The organism is Paenibacillus periandrae (genome assembly GCF_022458865.1).
In the GTDB taxonomy this organism is placed as follows: domain Bacteria; phylum Bacillota; class Bacilli; order Paenibacillales; family NBRC-103111; genus Paenibacillus_S; species Paenibacillus_S periandrae.
Genome location: NZ_JAJNMU010000016.1, coordinates 107007 through 129498 on the forward strand (window position 1 = coordinate 107007; position 22492 = coordinate 129498).

The following is a 22492-nucleotide window of genomic DNA, read 5'->3' on the forward strand; positions in this document are numbered from 1 at the left end:
AGGCAGCACCATTATACGTATAGGCGGTGAGTGAGGTTGATCATCCAATGTGCCCGTATAGACCGTTATGTATTTGATGGATATGTCCACTCATCGCGCACAGCGCAGGAATGGATTCGCGAGACGAAGGGATCGACGGCCTGGTTTTCGGTGGAGCTGTTTGCCGATTTTTTCATGTGCTTTTATTTACCCAAGCCGGAAATCGACCGTTCCCGGGAAGCTGCACCTTTTCACTATTGGCTGGTCGGACAGCTGCGCAGGCAGTTTTTTTATCGCTCCATTCGTCCACGCACAATCGGTCAGGTAAATGCTTCGTTCAAGACCGCACTCAAAGCGTTGATGTGGCTGACAACAACTTATGCCGATGAGGTGAAGCAGCGCAAGCAGGATGAAACGCTGATGGGGATTGGCCTGCAGAACAGGCAGACGGGTCTCGGGCAGGACAACACTCAGATCAGCGAGCATCTGAGCGATAAACAGCTGGAGCGACTGAAGCTGGTCGGCTACACGCTCCAGCAGGGGAAACGCAATGTTGAGGATAAGCAGGCATCGCTTGATTCAAGGCCACTGGTGGAATCGGAGATTCAGCAGTTGAAGGAGCGTATTGTAACGCTGCAAACGGAGATGCGGACGGATTTCGTGAAACGGGATAAGCTGAAGCTAAAGCTGCGCAAGTCCGAAGCCGAGCTTGAGCAGCGAGAACGGCAGTTGGAACGATTGACCAAACGGGAGAAGGACACCTATCAACAGCTCGAGGAGCAGCTGGGACAATGGCTGAACCGTTCGCTTAAGGAAGCCTTGGGGCGTGAAGAGCAGGAAAGTCTGGACGTTCACGAATTGCTGCAAGCTAGTCAGAGAGTGGCCAATCGCTATTGGGGAAGTGATCTTGGAAGGCTGCACAGACAGGAATTTGCCAACTATCTCCAATGGCTGGACAAGCTGAAGCGTCACCCGGAGCTGATCGCCTTTCTTCAGGAGGTCGGCCGCAACCTGCAGCATCTCAAGATACAGCGCCGCAACCAACGCTCGCCTCATATTCCTGAAGCTTATGACGATTTGCGGCAATCAGCCGACATTGCCCATATGCTGCCTAGTGAAGCCAGTTTGCTCGCTGATCCGGATTTTGAATCGTATTTTCTGGTGAAGTGGCTCGACCGCAAGCTGCTGACTTATAATGTGAGCGGACGCACCAAAGAACCGCACAAAGGGCCGGTTGTTTGTATGCTGGATACATCCCATTCGATGCGCGGCAGCAAGCTGCGGGTAGCACAAATTTTTGTCGCGACCTTTGCCGCCTTTAGTATGCTGGAGCGGCGCGACTTTGCCCTGCTGCTGTTTGGTGCCCAAGGTGAGTTGGTCGAGCAGACGTTATACTGGCGCAAGCCGGACTGGCCGGCATTTTACGCGTTGACACAGCTGGCGTTTGGCGGAGGCACCCATTTCGATGCTCCCATCAAACGGGGAATTGAGATGGTGGAAGCCAACTCCCGCTTCAAGGATGCCGATTTCGTCATGGTCACCGACGGTATAGGCACGATCAGTGCACCCGTCCGCCAGCAGCTGGCTGAGTTAGGTGCTCATAAGCAGGTGCGGCTGCACTCGCTCATTGTCGGTAATGCCCGACAGCATCTTGTCAATCGCTACGATATTTTGGGTGTTTCTCATCAGGTCCGTTTTGCTGCAACCTGGGAAACACAGTCCACATCGAGCAATGAGCTGCTACTTGATGTATTTCGCAAGCGTTAGGCTGGTTTAGCTGCCGGCCTCATTCTTGCTTTTTTCCAATTTCCGAATCGATAGTAGAGAATGTTCAAAACCGCTGCTACTGTAAAGCTGATCGAAAAGCTCCACCAGATGGAGTCAAATCCGTACAAACCACCTAAGAGGTAAGCAAGCGGATTCCGCACCAGCAATAAGGCGATAAAAGAAATGACCAGCGGTACGATAACAGACCCGGAGGATCTGACAACACCGGCGACCACATTGAAGATCCCAAATATAATGAACGACCAGAGCGTTAAATTATTAATGTGCACGCCGATATCTATCGCATTCCCTTCGGGGAGGAACATGCTGACGGCTTGACGGTTAAATAAATGGATGAACGATACCAGCACGCCCGTCAACCCCACATTAAACGCCACACCCGTCCATGTTATCCGATTGACACGCTCCCAATTCCCTGCGCCAATATTTTGCGCTGCCATTGAAGTAACCGCACCACCTATCGCAAGAGCTGGCATCTGAACGTAGCTTGAAATTTGAGTAGCGATACCAAAAGCAGCTGAAGCCTCAGAGCCATATGAGTTCACCAAATGGACCAAGAACAGATTACTTAACGAAACCACCACCATATTCAAACCCATCGGAAGTCCCTTTTGGATGAGAGCGCGTACAATATCCCATTTTAATCGCAGCATATGGAAATCGTGCTTGGTGATACGAAGAAAATATTGTTTTCTGTACAAATACAATAGCAGCAGCACAAAGCTGACCAATTGTGAGAAGAAGGTCGCATAAGCAGAGCCGGATATGCCTAGCCGCGGAAAGGGTCCCATCCCTTCGATCAATAACGGATTCAGCAGAACGTCAAGCCCCACCGACAGCAGCAAAAAGTAAAACGGGGTTTTGGCATCGCCCGACCCACGAAGTACGGCCATCACGAGATTATAACCAAACATAAAAGGTACCCCTGCAAAAATAATCCGTGTATAGGCGATCGCAAACTCCCTCGCATCTGCCGGTGTATTCAACAAATCAAGAATTTCGGGTGAAAAAATCAAGCCGATCGCTCCGACAATAATCGACAGTACCATAAAAAATACCGCGCTTGTGCCCACTACCATTTTAGCCTCGTCTACCCGCTTGGCTCCTAGATTTTGTCCGATTAAAATAACAGCGGCCATAGCAATTCCAAATATCGCACTAATTAACAAAAACATAATAATGTTGGCGTTTGACGTTGCCGCAAGTGCTTGCTCACCAAGAAACTTGCCAATCCAGATCGCATTGATGGATCCATTCAAGGATTGGAGCACATTGCCGAGCAAAATCGGTAAAGAAAATAAAAAAAGTGTTTTGGCGATAGGTCCTTCTGTTAAAGAGGGACGTGCCGCCGCTGGTTTAGAAGAGCTCATCGATATTCTCCTTTATAATTAAGTGACAATACATCCGTGTTTTAAATGTAGCTTTTCTTGCAATATCAGAATATTCAGCTCTGCTGAAAACTTATAAATTCTGGCGTTATAAAAAGGATACCTCATTAAATCGTTCAATGCTATAATACCTAAAGAATTAATACTGATACCTACTCAGACAGGAGAACAACCGTGATTACCACCATGATCTATTCAACAAGACCCATTTTTTACAGCTTATTAGTCTTAACCTTTGTACTGCAGACCTTGATCGGCTCGACCTGGCTCTTAATAGCCGAAGGTAGCCTTGCGATCGTGTGCTTAGCCATTTCCATGCATGACGCCCGCAGAATGTTTCAAATTGCAGGCTCACTTTTTATTGCAGCAGGCATCGCATGTATGATCTGGGGGCAGCTTCCGATCTCACAGCTCCCCTTATTGATGACATCCAACGTCATGCTAATTTCGCTTTTGTACATGCTGCCGTTCATTAACCGAGTCATCCGGATAGGCGGCTACGATCGGCACTTGAGCAGATGGCTCCATGTGAAGTCCGGTAACCTAGGCAGCTTATATGTACGATCCTTAGCTGTAAGTTATTTGCTAAGCCTTTTTCTGTTTTTTGCCGCTCTTCCTTTGGTTCATAAGGTACTGAAAAAGCATCTGCAGCATCAAGAGCAGGGTTTGGCCAATCGGTTCATCGCCAGTGCCATCTTACGCGGCTTCGGAATAGTCGCATTATGGAGTCCGGTCGAACCCTTGGTGGCAACCGCTGTGGTCATTACCGGCATCTCTTATATGTCACTGCTTCCCTGGATGCTCGGTTTATCTGTCTTGATGTTTATAGCTGGTGGCCTGTGGGGCTTAAGCTACCGGCGAATCAAGGACGAAGCCATGATACAAACAACTGCCAAAGCTCCATCATGGCCCAAAACCATTACATTTTTGTTCGCGCTCTTGCTGCTGATTACTCTCGCTTTCTTACTACAATCCGCTTTACATCTGTCCTTTTTCACGGCCATGACGTTTGTATTGCTTCCTTTTTCTATTGTATGGGCTATCGCTTTGCGACGATTGGGCCGCTTTGTCGCCGCCATCCGTTTGCATGGGAGAGAGGGCATCGTTGGACTGCGCCATTTATTGGTATTGTTCCTGTCCTTCGGTTTTTTCAATAGCGCCGTGTCCAAAAGCCCGCTGTTTCACCTGGTTGAGGGCTCCGTTCAATCGATCTCCCATTGGCCATTCTTACTGCTTATTGTCATTTTTCTCGTTTGCTTTCTATTACCAGTTGCAGGTATTCATCCTTTGGTCGTCATGGGATTATTCGGCTTCCTGCTGCAGCCGATACTTGTGATCATGAATCCTTTAAGTATCGCCATAGTACTTATCACTTCATGCTTATGCTCTTCCTTTATGGGAACCTTTAATTCAACGGTAACGATCGTGAGTGGCTTGCTCCGTGTCAATCCCTATCGGATCACAGCGTGGAATCTCGGATTTGGTTTGCTGTTTGGAGGTACAGGCGTGCTAGTTAGCTACTTACTGTTGTAGTCATTCAGCTCATCACAATCACGTATAAAAGGACCAGGCTGCTCTTAACGCTTGTTCCTTTTTTCTACGTGAATTGCTATTGTACTAGCCAGCCTCTTCCTCTGCCTTGCTCTTGATCCGATCCACAATATGCTCTAGTGGCTCAGGGTGCAGCAGCTCAACAGGTAAAATGCCTTTATCGAACATCAGGCCCTCGCCCTCCAACACGACTACGTAACGATCTCCCAGCTTCGCAATATGCAGACGGTCGCCAAAATCGGCCAATAACGCTCTAACCGTCATATTGCCAAGCTTCAGCTTCATCTCCAGCTCCGGCTGCTGCTCAATCAGTACCGAGGACGCCTCCATTACCTGTTCTTGTGACCATTTCTCCTGCAGCTCACGCTTCTCGCTGTAAGCCCACACTTCCATCTCCTGGGTCTCTTTCTCGCGTGCTTCCTCATTGTCCTCGTAAACCTGCTCAATATATTGGTGAACAAAACCAAGCACCTGTTCATTCAATATTTCCGGCTGCGATTTCTCATATTCTACATATTTCAGGAAGTCCTCAAAATAACGGGCATGTGAGGATTGGTGGATCTTTAGCTCCCACGGCTCGAGTATTCCTTCCTCCGGCATATGCGGGTACATGATCGACTTCATATTCTTGGCATTAATCGCCATCTCAACCTTGTTAAGCAAGCTTCTTTCATCCGTGATCCGGGCGATTTTTTGTTCAAAATCACACTTCAATACAAATATAAACGGTTCGTCAAACAATTGACTCAGCTTGGCACGAGCAACGAACATCGCCCCGCCGCGGATAGCACTTGTATCCATATAGGCCTGCACCAAAGCTTCGGCATGCTCGATATAGGCATCCATCGTATCCGCCATGCGCAGACGCGCAAATAAGTTATAGTTAGGATTGCTGTCCAGATCATAGCCCGGCTCCACAGCGAATCGACCGATTTTTGTAGGTACCTGCTCGGCTTTCGGATTGCGTTCAGCATGACGCTTGGCAATTTTGGAGAATTCTCCACCTAGAAAGGAGCTGAGCTCGCTATCTGCATAATCGTCACCGTCAAGCGTCTGATAATGCTTATACCGCTTCCCGCCTTGCTCTTCTTCCCCCTCGATCTGAATCACAAAAAAAGATATACATTCGATGTCAAACTTCATTCCTGCAGCTCCCTTAAGAGGATAAATGTCCAAATAAAAACCCACCACTAGGGGCTTCTCAAAGCCCCGAAGGCGGGTTTAAACATCTTAACACACGTTTAAGGGATGCAGCAATCCTTCACCATTTCCAAAACAAATTACATGATAACACCGCAAGCAATACGGGCGCCGGAGTTTCCTGAAGGATCAGTCATATAATCATCTTCCGCTTCATGGATGACCAGAGACGTACCGCCCTGCTTCAACAAGGAATTGGCTTTATCCTTATCGAGCGTCACCATCTTGTTAACGAGCTCCGCACGACCTTTACCATCAGCCCCAACCTCCAGATTTAAAAGATCGCCTGCGTGTGGTCCCTGAGGATTATTGAAGCCATGCTTCTTGCCTTCCGGATTCAGATGCTCCCCAGCTGTCTTGAAATCCGGACCTGTGCACACACCGTACTGATGAATGTGAATGCCATGCTTGCCAGGTGTTAGTCCGGCAACCTCAACTTGCATCTTGACACCTTCTGGAATAGAGGATAATACAGCAGTTCCTGTTTTGATCCCCTTACTGTTGATGATGTCAATCCGTTTGATCATCGTTCCAGAATCCTTGGCCATTTCGGTTGCTGTTGAAGCAGCTGTACTTTCTACCTGATGACCGTGCTGCGGTGTGCGTTCAGCCATAGTCGGCTGGTTGCTCCATTCACAGCCTGACAAGAGCAGGATACAGCTCAGTAACGCAAATCCCCTGTTTCTATTTCTACTCATGTGATTCCCTCCAAAGGTTCAATCAATGTTCCTTAGTCATTGTTGGCCTATTGAGAGAAAATTAAACTTATTTTGTCACAAAATTTCTTTCGAACCTGTTATATTCGACAAAAACTTCCACGGGATGACCATACGTCTAATCAATTATTTCATATGTTCGGCTGTAAATACCAAATCCTGCTTGCTCACACCCACCGATTCACTCAGGACCGAATAAAGCACGATTTGACCATTATCCTGTCCGATCCAAGTGAGTGCCTGGGACAGGTCAGATGGACTCAGAAACGCATGGTTGTTAACCGAATAGTAGGCCTCCTTGCCATTCAGGTTCACTTTTTCTACTTGCTCTATGCCCGTTATCTGCGCTTGCATCGTTTTTTCCTTTTCACTCTCAGGTATAAGCTGATAATAAATCTGGATTTGATCCCCTTTAGCATTTTGATAAATCAAGTTGGGAATTTCTTGCGCGCCAAAGCTTTGTGCATGAGTTCCGTCCGCATCGAACTTTTTCCAGGCGATTCCAGCAGCTCCATCCTTGGATTGTTTCTTCAACGTCTCCAGATTGTCGCGCAGTGTATCTGCGTCAATAGCTCCGATAGGGAGTACGGTTCTCCCTTCTGTAAATGCAAAGCCCTCTGGAAGCTTATCTGGTAATTTGTACGCTCCAGCACTGCCAACAAGCTGCTGTTGCCACCCTTCTATACTCGTATAGCTTTGCGGCTGATTGACCTTGACAAGCGCCGGCAGCTTAAGCTTATTCAACTCAGGCACATAGACCACTGCAGATTCACCAGACGCCAATTGTTGTCGAACCTGATTGATACGCTCCCGTACGACTTGTGTCTGCTGAGCATCAAGGGTCTTCTGTGTATTGGAAGAAACCTGAAAGCTGAAGGTTCCGTCATTTAACTGATACAGCAGGGTGGACGCATAAGCAATTCCCGAGAATAGCAGTAAGCATAGTGCAATCATAACAGCTTGAGAATAGCGTCTTGGTCGAGCAAATAACGAAGCTGAGTTACCCGCAGAGAGCTTACCGGCAAATCTTTGATCAAATAGCTGTTCGGTTCGAATAGCGACTGCCGCGGGGCATTGGATCGATTTGCCTTGGCGCTTCAGCTCGTCTGTCAAACGTTGCTCAATGGACATGAATAGTCTCCTCCTTGACGGACAGTGCTAAATCCGTGTTTTTACGAAGCTTTTCTAAAACCAAGACGTAACCTCGACTTGACGGTACTGAGCGGAATATTCAGAACCCGAGCGATTTCCTCCAAACTGTAATCATTGTAATACCGCAGGATAATTACACTTCGGAGCTTGTAGGACAGCTGCAACACTTGTGCCAACAGCTCTTCACTTGTCTCATTATGAAGTGCCTGCTCTTCTGTCCGGATTACTGTTTCTGCCTGTATCAGCTCTTTATTGCGGTTGAACAGGCGGTAACGGCGCCACAGCTTCCGGTTCCAGTTGTTCACTTGCCGAACAGCGAGACCGTTCAGCCAACGGTGGAAGGACTGTCGGGCATCATAATTCGGGATGGACTTCAGCAGCTCCATGTAAACCTCGCTTGTGACATCACCGGCATCCTGCTTATTGTTGAGCAAAAAGTACACGGTGCGATAAACCGAATGCTGAGTATGCTCATACACAGTGCGAAAGGCTTCTTTGTCGCCACTGCTCATCCGGAGAAGCAATGGGTACATTTCTTGGTCTGTCATAGGGCGGCCAGCCTCCTAACTTCATAAATCACCCTATATTGGTTCGTTGCCTAATAAAAGTTCACTAATAGCTTTTATTTGATTGTTTTTTTGCCGATTTGCATGGCCACATACAAAAAAGGCTGCCGTGGCAGCCTTTTGGTTCCTATGCGTTGTACAATAAAAGGTTACGTCATGAAAAAGAGGTGGGCTCTGGAGATGTACCCTGCTCGTGCTGTATCTCCTCAATCGGGTCGAAAAATAAAATGTGCGGTTTTTTCATTACCCAGGTTGTCATACAGCGCTGGTTCGCGACATTGACGGTTTTGAGCGGTTCTAGCAGAATACCTTGCAGCTTCTCGGTCATTTTTAACAAACGCTCCTCGTCCATAAGAAAACGTATGCTACGGTCAGGCAATCGGTAACGGTGCTGTCCAAGCGGTATCACCCTGTCTTCAATGCCTATGGACGAAGCCAATCTGACAAACAGCAGGCCCCCTGGACGAAGCACCCTCCACAGCTCATACAGCATATGCTGGAAATGTGCATCATGATCAGCGAAGTGCAGCACAGCATTACTGATCACGACATCAAAGCTTTCATTGAGAAAGCTTATTTTATCGATGGATTGGACCTGGGCATATTCATCCGACCAGTCCGCAGCCAGCTCAGCCCCAAGCCTGCGTACATTTGCTATCGCTTCCTCCGAGTGGTCAATGGCATACACCTCGAATCCGCTGCGCAGGAAATAAACCAGATTACGTCCAGATCCACAGCCTGCATCCAGAATCCTCATACCTTTTACAATTCGACCCTTTAACAGCTGATCGAACAAATAAATATCGATATCACCGTACAGCTCGCGAGGGTTCATTCGTATATCAGCCCGATTCCGAGAGTTTTCGTAGAAAGCATAGTTCGGTTATTTATTTTTCATCGTTCTTGCTAATTGTTCCATTCTTTTATTGCTCTTAGCTTCACTGACTACCATGATGGCATGAATGACTCCAGGAAGCCAGAAGCATAAAGTCAATATTAGATTTATCAATGCCTGAAATGGCTTACCGCAGAGCAGCACCGCAAGCGGTGGCAGCAGAATGGCTATTAAATACATGACTCATCCTCTCCTTATTCGGGGATACCTCTATTTCAACGCATTCCTGAAGCTTATGCAAGCACTTTTTTATCCTTGGGTAGTAAAATAGCCAATATGCCTAACAGAGGTAAATAAGCAACCAGCTTCATGATAAAGGAAATACTTGTAGCATCCGCAACCCAGCCTAATGCCGCCGACCCAAGTCCGCCGATGCCAAATGCCAGTCCGAAGAACAAACCAGAAATCAGACCTACTTTACCGGGCAGCAGCTCCTGTGCATAGACGACAATAATCGAAAATGCCGAAGAGAGTACAAATCCGGCACATACGCACAATACACCTGACCAGAACAGATTCGCATAAGGCAGCAAAATCGAAAACGGAGCTGTTCCAAATATGGAGAACCAAATAATATTGCGACGACCGTAACGGTCGGCAAGCGGTCCGCCAACGAAGGTCCCCGCTGCTGAAGCGACTAGAAAAGCAAATAAAAACCATTGCGCATTGCTCACGGTAACCCCATAATCCTCGATTAAGAAAAAGGTATAGTAGCTCGTAATACCCGACATATATACATGCTTCGTGAATACAAGGAATACAAGAATGACAATTGCCCAAGAAATTTGTGCAGGTGTCAAGCCTGCCTTGCTGCTTCCAGCTGTGACTGTTTTGGCTTTGGGTCTCGGACGAATGTCCTGCCGACTATACCAGCGAGCCACATTAAATTGAATAATGATCGCAATGATGGCTGCAAAGGTTAACCAGATCACACCGAATTGACCGATGGAAACAAATACGACAGCCGTCATAATGGGACCCAATGCGCTCCCGATATTACCGCCAACCTGGAAAATCGACTGTGCCAGTCCCCTTCTAGCTCCTGCAGCCAAATAAGCTACCCGTGAGGATTCGGGGTGAAATATCGCGGAACCAATCCCCATGGCTATAACCGAAAATAAAATAATCGCATAGTAAGGTGCCAGCGCCAAACCAACTACTCCTACCAAGGTAAAGCATACGCCTATTGGTAAAATATAAGGACGCGGCCGAATGTCGGCATAATAACCGACAAGCGGTTGAATGAGCGAAGCGGTCACATTCATTGCCAATGCAATCATCCCGATTTGCGTGTAACTGAGCTGCAAGGAATCCTTTAGAATCGGGAATAACGCGGATACACTGGATTGCATCGTATCGTTCAATAAATGAACAATACTGATCGCGAATAAAATCGGAAATACGGTTGTCTGGATTTGTGTTGATTGATTTTGTGCTTTTGCCACAGTTGGTACTCTCCTTTTTTCTCTAAACCTCATATCCGACCAGCCAGTCAAATCGTTTGACATGCATGCTGGGTGGAATCATACGCAGCAGCCGGTTTCTTACAAAGATCGCTGCTGGAATTTCCGTTTGAACGACTTTTGCCATGAGTCGCGATTGACGCACCACCTTCGTTGCGCGTGCAAGGCGACGTTGTTCATATTGCTGTAGAGCTGCAGGAATGTCATTGTCCACGGAATGCAAGCATTGTGCCAGCACTAACGCATCCTCCATAGCCTGAGCACCGCCTTGACCTAAATTAGGCAGCATCGGATGTGCGGCATCGCCGAGTAAAGCAACTCTTCCCTTTGTCCAATGTCCTATAGGGCTGCAATCATAAATATCGTGAGAAAGAATAGAATCCTCCTCAGCTGCAGCAATAACGGACTCGATTGGTTGATACCAGCCGCGAAATGTCGAAAGTGCCAGCTGCTTTCGTTCCGCTGCCGGATGTGGAATACCTTCTCTGGAATTGATAGCTGCAAACCAGTAGATGCGTCCGTTCCCAAGATGTGTAAAGCCAAACCGCTTGCCGTGCCCCCAGGCTTCAAAACCGCCGCCAATGCCTAACGGGTAACGCTGGTCCTCGAACACGGAAATGCCACGCAGCGCCGTAAATCCGGAATAACGAAGCGGTGTGAGTTCAGGGAGTTGTCTTCTCACCTCGGAACGTATGCCGTCCGCACCGATCAAGAGCTCACCTGCTTCTGTACATCCATCCGCAAAAGTCGCCGTTACCAAATCCTGATCCTGTGTCCAGCCAACAAGCTTTTTGTTAAATTGCACATCTGCCGTTGTACCCAAAACATCTAATAAAATGGATTGCAAAGTAACCCGATGGATGATGTAGCTGGACGTCCCATATTTCATGGCTTGTTGAGTGGTAGGCAAATCGACAAGCAGCTTTCCATCCCAGGTGCGGATCTCCGCTTTTCCAATAGGAGCTCCCTGTGCCTGAACCTGATCAGCTGCCCCCAGCTTGCATAGTGCCTTCATGGCATTAGCTGCCAATACAATTCCAGCACCAACCTGAGGTATCCCGGGTGATCGCTCATACAGAGCTACCTGCCAGCCCTCATTCCTTAAAGCAATAGCTGTACATAATCCGCCGATGCCAGCCCCTATAACCATCGCTCTTCTTGGCTTGGAATTGCCAGCTTTCATGACTGATCCTCCTGAATAGGTATCACTCTCTGTCACATTTCCATTCATTCTACCACAGTATTGTGCAAACGTCTGCCCGTTGAATCGCGAATGACGAGTGTACCCTTCAGCATTCGTTCGGTTTCAAATGGCGGTTCTGTTCCCTCCATCCTGGCCAGCAGCTGATAAGCCGCCAGCTCAGCCGCCTCCGGTCTGGGAAAATGGATCACCGTTAGCGGAGGATGCGTCTGCGAGGACATCAGAATATCCTCACAGCCTGCTATCGATAATGTTCCTGGCACCTCGATACCGAGCTCACGACAAGCAGCCAGGCTGCCGGCTGCCATCAAATCGTTAGCGCATATTAACGCTTGGAAAGGGAGTCTGCCCCCAGTCTGTTCCAACCGCTGCTTCATTTGTGCGTGCGCCGACTCGAAACGCCCTGGATTCTCCAGCTTGTCCCCGGAGTGAAACAGCATTCCCTCGCAGGTGAGCGCCTCCAAAAAAGCTCGAAATCTGCACTCATAATGATGGTTATCACTGCCTCCGCTCATAAAAGCGATCCGTTCGTGTCCATACTCCTTCAGATGCCGAACCAGCTGCCTCATAGCACCGATCCAATCGATATCGACAACGCCGTCCAGTTGAAGCCTCCTTACAGGCTCCATTATTGAGACAATAGGGATTCCCATAGCATTAAAATGCTCAATCGTGCTCTCTTTCAGCGATTGCCCGAGCAATAGAATTCCATCCACCCGCCCCATATACAGCTCCTGCAGCTGCACTTCCTGCGTTTCCTCATATGTCTGGAAAAAAACAAAATATCCATTTTCCTTTGCTACAGATTCAATACGCAGTAAAATGCCAGCTTCAAAAGGATTGCCGAGAAATTGAACAAGAACGACAATTTGCTTGGATTTCTTGGTTTTTAGACTGCGTGCTAACAGATTAGGCTTGTAATTCAGTTCAAGCACGGCCTTCAATACTTTTTGCCTGGTTGCTTCCTTAACAATATTGCGATTGTTCAATACGTAAGAAACGACCGCTGCGGATACTCCCGCGCGGTCGGCTACATCTTGTCTGGATACCATATTGTGAACCACCTGACTGCTAAATTCCGAACGTATTGCCTCCGTTAACAGACAAGCATTGTCCGGTAATAAATTTGGCTTCCTGTGAAGCCAAAAACGACACAGCGGCTGCAATATCAATCGGCTCCCCCATATGCTGGAGGGGTACCTGCTTCTGATACCCGTCCGTGTCGGAATCCTTATGTCGTTCTACAGGAATCCAGCCCGGAGCAACCAAATTCACCCGAATTCCATAGGGAGCCAGCTCGTTAGCCCATGAACGTGTCATGCCGATCATGGCAGCCTTGGCCGTCACATAGCTTGAGAAATTCGCGTTGCCAAGCTGTGCAACCTCACTGCCAATGTTGACAATGCTGCCTGAGCCCTGTGACTTCATTCCTGCTAAGACCGCCTTGGTCAGCAAGAGAGGTGCTTTCACGAAAAACTCCAATTGATCCGTATAGATTTGCCAGCTGCTTTCCTCAATGGATAACATTGGCTGCGGTCCTGTAGCATTATTGACTAATACATCGACAGAACGACCCAACCACCGAACCGAATCCTCAATAAGTCGCTCAACCTCTGATTCCTGCGTAATATCGGCACGAATGGCTTTTGCCGTGCCACCCGCTTCTGTAATGAGACGTACCGTTTCGTCTGCATCAGCGACACTATTGGCGAAATTGACCACAACTGATGCACCATGACCTGCCAGCTCGACTGCGATCCATCTGCCCAATCCTCGGGAAGCTCCTGTGACTACCGCCAGCTTGCCTTCAAGCTTACCAGGCACCTTATGATTCAAAGTTTGTCTCCTCCATCCCTAATGGGCATATCCACCTCTACCAGCATCACCCATATACAATTGCTTCAATGGTACCATAGATTCCGACGGAACGTAATTTTTAAATGGATTTTCATCAATGACACCAAGCAGCTGCTTGCGAATAGGGCTGGCATTCTTTAATTGCTCTGCGGTTGCTGTCCGATAATCGATTGGACGCATCCAGATTGGACTGTATCCCAGAAACAGCTGTCTTCGTGTAAACTCTGAATGATTGGGTGCTCCTGCATGCCACAAATTTTGGGCAAACACGAACACATCTCCAGGCTTGCCGCATACCTGCATTTCTCCAGGCAAATCATCCGTCACATTATGCGTATCCGGCTGGTACGGTCGGTTGTGTGAGCCGGGAATAATCTTCGTATTGCCACGATTCGGCTCTGACATGTCGCTCAGAATATAGCAGGTTTTGATATAATACGTCGGTGTAATCCCATGGATCCGTGGAAACTGGGGGTGGGGACCATCCTGATGCCAATTAATAAAGCTGTGTGTTTCTGTGGCTGTGTTATTAGGGTTTGGCTTGCGGATCGTCAGATGAGAAATGTGCAATTGAATGTTATAGCCCAGCAGATTCACGATCAAGGGCAATATCGATGGTTCATCGATTAGTGAAGCAATTTCTTCATGACGCTCCACGCTATTGTATATGTTATGGGCCAGCGTATCCGGCTCTCTGGAAACGATTTCGTCAATAGCTGCGTTCAGGCGATCGACCTTCTCCTGTGAAATCACGTTAGGTAGCAGCAGGTACCCCTGCTCATCAAATTGCTTCATCAGCTCGGGTAGGTTCCATTGTGCGGTTTTGGCAGATTGCGTTGTGTCCATGTTTTAACACTCCTTAGGGTTTGTTATATAATTTACTCGTGTAAATAATAAGGATAAAGATAAGGGAGGTTAACCTCCCAGACCCATCGACAGTCAATAGCTGCTTATACAGCTACTTCAAATATCCCAATTCCTTTAGCTGCTTTTGTGCAGCATCCATATATACTTTATAATTCATAGAAGTTTCCAAAGTCTTAAGGAAGCTGTCATACTCAGTGAGAGGACGTTTGCCATATATAAATTTCGATAGCTCCTCCTCAATATAGCGACCCGCATCAGCTGCATTATAACCAGCAGGGAGATCAACAAAACCATTCAGAGCCTGGATACGCGGCTGCTTGTTGGCAAACTCAATGAAAGGTGTTTGTTTGGCAAACTTGACCTGCAGGTAATCCATCTCAGGACGGCCGGTAAACTGATACAGCCAGAAATATCCGCCTTCCTTGCCCATCAAATCAGTGGCTACGACTTTGGTTCCCTCCAGATTATAATGTTTGCCTTTCACACCATACTGAACGAGCGGAGAGCCTTCTTTACCGGAAACATAATTCAGCAGGTCAAACACCCTTTGCAGCTTTTCCGGATTTTTCTCCAGCGATTTGGGAATTGCATACAAACCGGCTGTAACCCCAATATCCCATGAGCTTGCATTTTGCCCGCCTGGTCCTTTAACTGCATCCATTTGCACCCAATTGGCATTGGCATTGACAGCTTTGATTTGTTCTACGAATTGATCCTTGGTCATATTCGGCCAATCGATATAAATGATGCCCGCCTGCCCCTTAATGGCTTTCTGCTGATGCTGCAAGCCGCTGTTCGCCAGCAATTCGGGATCAACTGCACCTGCATCCGTCAGCTTTTTGATAAAACCAAGCGCATCCTTCATATTCGGATCGTATAACGCATTAATCAGCTTGTTATCCTTCACATAAAGACTTGGAGTGTTAGCCGAATATCCGATCCCATAGGCACCAAATACGGTGTTGAAAGCGGACAATTTGCCGCCGGTAATACCGAAGGTGTCCTTTTTACCATTGCCATCAGGATCCTTATCCGCAAAAGCTTTAGCCACTTCCAGCAATTCGTCAGTCGTTTTCGGTACCTGCATGCCCAGCTTATCAAGCCAATCCTTGCGGATGAAGTACGTATCGTAGGGAATAGTCGGCGTTTTGGCAACAGCAAATACCTTGCCGTTCATCGTCCCCTTCTTCAAGCTTTCTTCACCGATGAAATCTTTAACAGGTTTGAGCTTATCCATGTACGGGGTCAGATCGAGCAGCAGACCTTGCTCCGAAAATTGCTTCAGCTGCTGACGATCCACAGCGAACAAATCGGGAAAGTTGGCTGAAGCCATGCGCACATTCAGCTGATTTTTGTAATCATCCCCTGAAGCGTATACGGTCAAATTCAAATCCGTGTTTATAGCCTTATCAATCTCTTGCTTAATAATATCCTGATCCGGTGAAGGTAGACCGTTTCCTGTTTCTATGATGTCAATTTTGATCTTCTTGGCACTTGCTGCTGGAGCAGTTGCTGGTGCTGCTGCGGGTGTCGGTGCTGCTTCATTTTTGGGAGCAGCCGCTTCAGGTTTGGCCGCACCACCTCCGCACCCCGATAATAGGGTTCCACCCAGCATCAGGAATGCCAGCGAAACGACCATTGTTTTCTTTTGGCTCATAGACGAACCCCTTCTTTCTTTCATGGTTGATGACCTGTATGGATTTGTAATACATCTATATTGAAGCGGTAGCGGCCCCAGCTGCAGTCCGGAGCGGACGAACCGTCGTTCAACCTTTCACAGAGCCGAGCAGCATCCCGTTCGTAAAATGCTTTTGAATGAAGGGATAAATGATAATAATCGGCAAGCTCGCCATCACAACTGAAGCCATCTGAATCGTTTCGGTCGGCATCATGTTCTCCGCATTTTCCATCGGCTGCTGAGTGAGCATCAGGATTTCCCGGATGACGACTTGCAGCGGGAACAACGTACGATCGGTTACATACATGACGGCCTGGAAAAATTCATTCCAATGTCCAACCATATAAAATAATCCTATCGTCAACAGTGAGGGTACCGACAGCGGAATGACAATCTGCATGAGAATTCTGAATTCCTTGGCACCATCCATTCGGGCCGATTCGAACAGCTCCTCCGGCAGATTTTCAAAAAAGCTTTTCATAATAAGCACATTAAAGCTCCATACGGCATTAGGAAGAATCATCGACCAAATCGAATCAATCAGACCCAGTGACTTTACAATCAGATAGGTAGGAATTATCCCGCCACTGAATAGCATCGTGAATACGACCATCATTAAAAATATATTGCGCCCCGGGAGCGCCTTACGGCTGAGCGGATATGCCATCAAAGCTGTCAAAATCAGATTGACGATCGTTCCAACTACAGTAATCAATACCGTTACCCAAAAGGCATTAGGAATATTGGATTCAGTAAACAGCTTATGATAAGCGCTGAATGTGATCGACTTGGGGATCAGAATGAAGCCGCCATTTTTTAATACCTCGGTGAACGGTGTGATCGATACGGTTACGACATACATCAGCGGGAAAATCGCTGCCAACCCAGCCAAGCCCAGTATCACAAAAACGATTCCGTTAATGAAACGATCCTCCATGCTTTTTACCATATGCCATCACCCCATTTCTTCGATAAATGATTGGCTCCCATAACCAGAACAAGTCCAATCGCTGATTTAAACAGGCCTACTGCTGCTCCAAGACTGAAATTCAACTGCTGCAGACCGGTGCGGAATACCCAGGTATCCAGAATATCGGCGACTTGATATACTTGAATGTTATACAAAATATAAATTTGATCGAAGCCCGCATCCATAATATGACCCAGCTTCAGAATGAGCAGCAGCACAATGACATTGCGAATACCTGGAAGTGTAATATGCCATATCATCCGCAAGCGTCCCGAGCCGTCTACACGAGCAGCCTCATATAGCGTAGGATCGATTGCCGTCATAGCCGCCAAATAAATAATTGCTCCCCACCCCAAATCCTTCCATATCTCCGAACCGACGAGAATAGCACGAAAGTAATCGAGTGAGGTCATAAATCCGATGGAGTGCGCTCCACTTTCTTCAAGCCAACGGTTCAACAACCCGGAGTTTTGCGATAGCAATGCAATCAGTATCCCGTATATGATCACCCAGGAAAGAAAATGTGGCATATAGGTTAGCGTTTGAATGATGGTTTTGAACCATTTGACACGGCATTCATTCAGCATCAGAGCCAGCAGGATCGGTGGAACCATACCGAATACCAGTTTGTACAGCGAGATCAATGAGGTATTGACCATCAGCTGCGTGAAATACGGTGAATTGAAAAAGATTTGAAAATGCTTGTACCAGGGATCTGCCCACGGGCTGCTTACAATCCCCTCCAATAAATTGAAATCCTTGAATGCGATAATAACACCATACATCGGTACATATCGGAATAAAATATAGTACAGCACACCTGGCAGCAGCATCAAATAAAAAGCGCGAAAAGCCCAAATATTCTTGCCCAACAACCTGCCCTTGGCCTGCTTTGATTTGGCATCAGCCACATTCCCCACGGTCAACTGATCCATGATGACATCCCCCCGAATGCTTCATTTGCTGCTAGAGCGTGGTTCCAAGCTCTATAAGCATTCTTTCTATAGTTGTATTATAGCAAGCGCTTTCTTCAGGAAATATACAGTGATCGTGCGAAAGTGTTCGAATTTTTGCAAACGCTTTTATTCCTGTGACACATTCGGAAGCTCTATGCGAATCAAGGTCCCTACCTGGGGCCTGCTGGCTATCTGCAATCCGAATTCTGTACCAAAGTGCAGCCGGATTCGCTCTTGAACATTCATAATCCCGATCCCTGTAAACCGATGCTTGCTGGGTGCTTTCCGGCGCTCACTGAAAATGCTGCTGAGCTGCTCGGAGTCCATCCCCAGCCCATTATCGCGAATAACGACACAAAGCTTTTTGCGGCGTATGCAGGTTCGTATGTGAATGTGGCCCTGGACCTTCTGAGGGGCCAAACCGTGGAATATCGCATTTTCGACCAATGGCTGAAGCGTCAGCTTGAGAATTCTGCAGGTAAGCGTCTCTGGCGCGGCGTCAATCGTCAACACAAACTTCTCTCCATAGCGTACAGTTTGGATATAGGCGTACATCCGCAGACCCTCAAGCTCCTCCTCTAGTGTCACGAACTCCCCACTCTTATCAAAGCTGAACGACAACAAACCGACAAGCGCGCGAATCGTTTCTCGCACAGCCTCGATCTTTTGCTGCTTGGCCAAACTGCTTATACAAGCTAACGTATTATACAAGAAATGCGGGGCAATCTGGCTCTGCAGCATTTTCAGCTCATACTGATTTTTGCGCATCTCCATTTCCTTCGTTTCCACGAGCAGGTTATGAATCCGCTCCATCATAGCATTATAGCTTTTGGCCAGCTTGCCGATTTCGTCCTCCCGGGTCATAGAGATCGAAGGCAGCACCTCCATATCGCGCACCCTGTCCATCTTGGCTACCAAAGTACGAACCGGATAGGTGATATAACGACTCATCATATAGGAGCTAATTAACAGGATCAGTACCCAAATTAACGCAGCCGTTTTGTAATTGTCATAAAGAATTATGATATTTTGGTAAAAATAGCTGTCCTCAATAAAAGCGATAAAATACCAGCCCAGCTTATTCATCCCCGATTTCACTGCAATCAGCTTGTTTGTCGAGCCTTGAATTTCGGTGATGCCGATCGGCAGCTCTTGAATCTCGTTAACAAAGTGTTGATTCAGTTCAGGTGGAAATACACTTGTGTTATAAGGCAGCAGCTTATAATAATCCAGCGGCCAGGTTGTATCGAAAGTATTAATGACGTTACCCTTGTTCGTTACAATCGAGAAGGTTTGGTTGCGTGTATTCATGAACTGTGCGAGCATGTTGGTCAAACGCACAAGATCAATTTCGACAACTGCAATCCCTTTGATTGCATCGTCGTTCTTGGAGCTGATCGGCAGCACAAACGCTACCGTCTTTCCTGATAAAGGCGATTGATAGGGCTCGGTAATCCTAACGCCGTAGCTTGATTTGGACATCTCGTACAGCTTAGCCAGATTCGGATTGCCGATGATGTCAAGAAAAACCTGAGTATTGGACATCGCTTTGCCATCGGCGCGCACCATATACAAGGTTTTGTAGAGTGTGCTGTTCTTCTCCGCGTATTTACGCAGCACCTTAACCGCTTCTTCCTCCATTCCCTCGTCCAGAAGATCGTCACGCGTCGATAGCAGCAGCAAAATATTTTGCACATTGTCCAAATAAGCGTCTAAATACAGATTCGTACGATCGTTAATGACTGCGGCGTCGGAGAGCACCTGCTTACGAAATAACTGCTCGGCATCTTTCAGGTTGTTCCATGCCAGCAAACCGAACAGCACCAACGTTCCCGCAAAAAGAAACAGAAAATGCTTGAAAACCATGCTGCGGCTTCTCATCCAATGGTTGACCCGGCTTAGCATACTGCTCCCCCTTTTTTCTATGCTTGTCACATCGATTAATAACTTTTCTTAAATTCTGTTGGCGCTACGCCAGTTCGATTGCGAAATAATACAGAAAAGTATCGGTAGCTTGGTATCCCCACCTGTTCGGCTACTTCATATACCTTCATATTCGTCGTTTGCAGCAACTGAATTGCTTTATCTATCCGCAAGCTCGTCACATATTCATTAAAGGATTCTCCAACCTCCTCGCGGAACAATCGACTTAAATAATACGAGCTAAGTCCAACAGAATCCGCGATTGAGGTTAGGGTAATCGGCTCCATGAGCTGTTCGGCAATCAACTGTCTGGCATGCTGTACCTCTTTGCGGCATTTGCTCTTCGCCCCAACAGCTGCTTCCAGTTCTCGAGTGAAGGCTGTGGTCAGCTCTGTTAGCGTCTTCGCCTCACTCAGCCTCTGTCTGCTTAATTCCTCTGTCAGATGGCCGCCATCCTTGAATAACTCCTTATGCTTGGTTAGCAGCCATGCTTTTAATTCATCGGGATTAGGCCGTTCAGAGCAGGCCCATACTGTAAACTCTTCACGGATGTATCGGACCAGATGCTCCTTCGACTTAGCTAATGCCAATCGCAATTGTTCCGTATGCTCCTGCTTAATTTGATCTTCGATTGAACCTGCAGCTGGTTTAGGCAGCAGCGCTTGATCATAAATGGTTCCTGATTGATCATAAAAAGGCGCTTCCAGAGTAATCGCCGTTTGCCTCAGTGCTTGGAACAGCAAGGATTCATTAGTCACTTCATCACTTAAGGTCGCATACAGACGAACTGCCTCGCTCAAAAAAGACAGTCGCTGCTCCAGAGCAGCTTGTAAGCCATTCATCATCCATCCGGTCCGTTCACGTCTTGAAGATGCATGTTCACTAAGTCGTGAATGAAAAATCACATAATCTGATTTATCCAGTTGAACCCAACGACTCCGTATCTTGTCACTCTGCTCCCACTCACTGAGTATCGCTTGCAGCTCGTGATGCACATACATCTCATCCTCTGCTTTGGCATGAACATGCAGTCTCGTGAAGTGTATGGGAACATGCAGCTGCCATTCCTTCATAATGGACCTGAGCTCATCCATAACCTCCACAGGTACGGCAGCTATGGATAGCTGATCGTTTGCATATCGATTCCAGATTTTAACCAGCTGCCAACGCTGCTTATCCAGCTCACTTCGCTTGTGACTGTGCTCACGTTGAATGGTAGTCCGTGCCTTATCCAAGGCTTGCTCCAGATCGGAATCGAGCAAAGAAACCTTGATCAAATATTCAAGCGCTCCCAGCCGCAACGCATCACGCGCATATTCAAAATCACTATGACAAGTAAGTAAAATGACCTGAGTCAGCGGAAATTCTTTTTTTAAGGATCTGAACAACTCAATTCCGTCCATCATGGGCATAGTGATATCGGTAATCACCACATCAGGTACCAGCTTGCGACACAGCTCCAAAGCCTCTTCCCCATTTTCAGCCTCACCAACGAGCTCTGCATGGCAGGATGACCAAGGAAATAATCGCAGCTCTTCACGAAGCGGCAGCTCATCATCTACTACCAGAACGGTTAAAGGACTTTCTTGCATATGAACCCCTCCTTTAAAAATATAAAACAATTTAATGAAACCGCTTCCATATCGTATACTCCATCATAGCATACGATTTTGAGTGCTCCTATACATAAAAACGGTTAAAAAGTACCAATATCGCAAAAGACTATGACAAGAACTGTCGTGCTTGAATGTTATTGTTAGGTCGTAAGCCAAACAAATGAACAACGGTTATGAGTCTGTTCATTACATCTAATTCAAGAGAGGATGTTGCATTATGCAGCCCACATTTAAGCCATCATTGAATCCCGTTATTGAAAGTAAGCCCGCTTATCATGCCATCGGCCTGCGTCAAACCCATGTATATAGTGAGGGGGGTATTCCATCGATCGTTGATCAGTGGAGCTTGTTTATGAGTCGTATCGGTGAAATTCAAGGCCAGCACGCAGTAACAATAGGCGTTTGTTATGATGTACAACCAGACAGCCCTTTCGAATATGTGACAGCAGCAGTGCTTATGGATACACAACTGGATACTTCCGTACCTGAATCGATGTGCAAAATCTTCCTGAAGCCGCAAACGTACGCGATCTTCACTCATACCGGTCCTATCTCCGATTTGGGTGCGACCTATAAAGTAATCTCTGAATGGCTTGCCAGTAATGAAATCTACGTGCGTGCACAGGCTCCCGAATTCGAATATTATGACAGCCGCTACACAGGCACTGAAAGAGCGGATAGCGAATTTGATATTTATATTCCGATCGTGAGTCAGTAGCAGGAGCT

General features: G+C 47.2%; 20 protein-coding genes. 3 read left to right on the forward strand and 17 right to left on the reverse strand.

The window, feature by feature from the left end; translation table 11 throughout:
- Nucleotides 1–36 precede the first annotated feature (36 nt).
- The gene (locus tag LRL21_RS25770; RefSeq protein WP_240418645.1) at nucleotides 37–1746 is read left to right on the forward strand and encodes a vWA domain-containing protein; all 1710 of its coding nucleotides are present in this window, start codon (nucleotides 37–39) and stop codon (nucleotides 1744–1746) included.
- Here the strand turns inward: LRL21_RS25770 and LRL21_RS25775 are convergent.
- The gene (locus LRL21_RS25775) at nucleotides 1743–3137 is read right to left on the reverse strand and encodes an MATE family efflux transporter (RefSeq protein ID WP_240418646.1); all 1395 of its coding nucleotides are present in this window, start codon (nucleotides 3135–3137) and stop codon (nucleotides 1743–1745) included. The genes LRL21_RS25770 and LRL21_RS25775 overlap by 4 nt on opposite strands.
- A gap of 192 nt (nucleotides 3138–3329) precedes the next feature.
- Here LRL21_RS25775 and LRL21_RS25780 point away from each other — a divergent pair, with 192 nt between their 5' ends.
- Nucleotides 3330–4688 (forward strand): hypothetical protein, encoded by a 1359-nt coding sequence (locus tag LRL21_RS25780; RefSeq protein ID WP_240418647.1) that lies wholly within the window; start codon nucleotides 3330–3332, stop codon nucleotides 4686–4688.
- Between the two features lie 84 nt (nucleotides 4689–4772).
- Here the strand turns inward: LRL21_RS25780 and LRL21_RS25785 are convergent, their stop codons facing one another.
- The 16 genes from LRL21_RS25785 to LRL21_RS25860 form a co-directional block, all read right to left on the reverse strand.
- Nucleotides 4773–5849, reverse strand: coding sequence for a DUF3900 domain-containing protein (locus tag LRL21_RS25785; RefSeq protein ID WP_240418648.1), 1077 nt, complete (start codon nucleotides 5847–5849; stop codon nucleotides 4773–4775).
- Nucleotides 5850–5986: 137 nt separating this feature from the next.
- Nucleotides 5987–6604: a superoxide dismutase family protein gene (locus LRL21_RS25790; protein WP_240418649.1), complete on the reverse strand. Its 618-nt coding sequence runs from the start codon at nucleotides 6602–6604 to the stop codon at nucleotides 5987–5989.
- Between the two features lie 144 nt (nucleotides 6605–6748).
- Entirely contained in the window at nucleotides 6749–7753 is a 1005-nt protein-coding gene (locus LRL21_RS25795; RefSeq protein WP_240418650.1) for a hypothetical protein, read from the reverse strand.
- A 41-nt stretch (nucleotides 7754–7794) separates the two neighbouring features.
- Nucleotides 7795–8322 (reverse strand): sigma-70 family RNA polymerase sigma factor, encoded by a 528-nt coding sequence (locus LRL21_RS25800; RefSeq protein WP_240418651.1) that lies wholly within the window; start codon nucleotides 8320–8322, stop codon nucleotides 7795–7797.
- A gap of 172 nt (nucleotides 8323–8494) precedes the next feature.
- A complete protein-coding gene (locus tag LRL21_RS25805; RefSeq protein WP_240418652.1) occupies nucleotides 8495–9175 on the reverse strand; it encodes a class I SAM-dependent methyltransferase in 681 nt (226 codons plus the stop codon).
- A gap of 48 nt (nucleotides 9176–9223) precedes the next feature.
- Nucleotides 9224–9415, reverse strand: coding sequence for a YqaE/Pmp3 family membrane protein (locus LRL21_RS25810; RefSeq protein WP_240418653.1), 192 nt, complete (start codon nucleotides 9413–9415; stop codon nucleotides 9224–9226).
- A 53-nt stretch (nucleotides 9416–9468) separates the two neighbouring features.
- On the reverse strand, nucleotides 9469–10680 hold the full coding sequence (locus tag LRL21_RS25815) for an MFS transporter (RefSeq protein WP_240418654.1): 1212 nt from the start codon (nucleotides 10678–10680) through the stop codon (nucleotides 9469–9471).
- A 22-nt stretch (nucleotides 10681–10702) separates the two neighbouring features.
- Nucleotides 10703–11881 carry an FAD-dependent monooxygenase gene (locus LRL21_RS25820; protein ID WP_240418655.1) on the reverse strand — a complete coding sequence of 393 codons (1179 nt, stop codon included), beginning with the start codon at nucleotides 11879–11881 and terminating at the stop codon, nucleotides 10703–10705.
- A gap of 44 nt (nucleotides 11882–11925) precedes the next feature.
- Nucleotides 11926–12951, reverse strand: coding sequence for a LacI family DNA-binding transcriptional regulator (locus LRL21_RS25825; RefSeq protein WP_240418656.1), 1026 nt, complete (start codon nucleotides 12949–12951; stop codon nucleotides 11926–11928).
- A gap of 19 nt (nucleotides 12952–12970) precedes the next feature.
- Nucleotides 12971–13735, reverse strand: a complete 765-nt coding sequence (locus LRL21_RS25830; RefSeq protein ID WP_240418657.1) for an SDR family NAD(P)-dependent oxidoreductase — start codon at nucleotides 13733–13735, stop codon at nucleotides 12971–12973.
- An 18-nt stretch (nucleotides 13736–13753) separates the two neighbouring features.
- Nucleotides 13754–14602: a phytanoyl-CoA dioxygenase family protein gene (locus LRL21_RS25835; protein WP_240418658.1), complete on the reverse strand. Its 849-nt coding sequence runs from the start codon at nucleotides 14600–14602 to the stop codon at nucleotides 13754–13756.
- Nucleotides 14603–14714: 112 nt separating this feature from the next.
- Nucleotides 14715–16280: an extracellular solute-binding protein gene (locus tag LRL21_RS25840; RefSeq protein WP_240418659.1), complete on the reverse strand. Its 1566-nt coding sequence runs from the start codon at nucleotides 16278–16280 to the stop codon at nucleotides 14715–14717.
- A 109-nt stretch (nucleotides 16281–16389) separates the two neighbouring features.
- Nucleotides 16390–17250 (reverse strand): carbohydrate ABC transporter permease, encoded by an 861-nt coding sequence (locus LRL21_RS25845; protein WP_076228592.1) that lies wholly within the window; start codon nucleotides 17248–17250, stop codon nucleotides 16390–16392.
- Nucleotides 17244–18206, reverse strand: a complete 963-nt coding sequence (locus tag LRL21_RS25850; protein ID WP_240418660.1) for an ABC transporter permease — start codon at nucleotides 18204–18206, stop codon at nucleotides 17244–17246. Before LRL21_RS25850 ends, LRL21_RS25845 begins: the two co-directional genes overlap by 7 nt.
- A 147-nt stretch (nucleotides 18207–18353) precedes the next feature.
- The gene (locus tag LRL21_RS25855; protein WP_240418661.1) at nucleotides 18354–20132 is read right to left on the reverse strand and encodes a cache domain-containing sensor histidine kinase; all 1779 of its coding nucleotides are present in this window, start codon (nucleotides 20130–20132) and stop codon (nucleotides 18354–18356) included.
- A gap of 35 nt (nucleotides 20133–20167) precedes the next feature.
- The gene (locus LRL21_RS25860) at nucleotides 20168–21742 is read right to left on the reverse strand and encodes a response regulator transcription factor (RefSeq protein WP_240418662.1); all 1575 of its coding nucleotides are present in this window, start codon (nucleotides 21740–21742) and stop codon (nucleotides 20168–20170) included.
- A 241-nt stretch (nucleotides 21743–21983) separates the two neighbouring features.
- Between LRL21_RS25860 and LRL21_RS25865 the strand changes: the two genes are divergently transcribed.
- Nucleotides 21984–22484, forward strand: coding sequence for a GyrI-like domain-containing protein (locus LRL21_RS25865; RefSeq protein WP_240418663.1), 501 nt, complete (start codon nucleotides 21984–21986; stop codon nucleotides 22482–22484).
- Nucleotides 22485–22492: the final 8 nt, after the last annotated feature.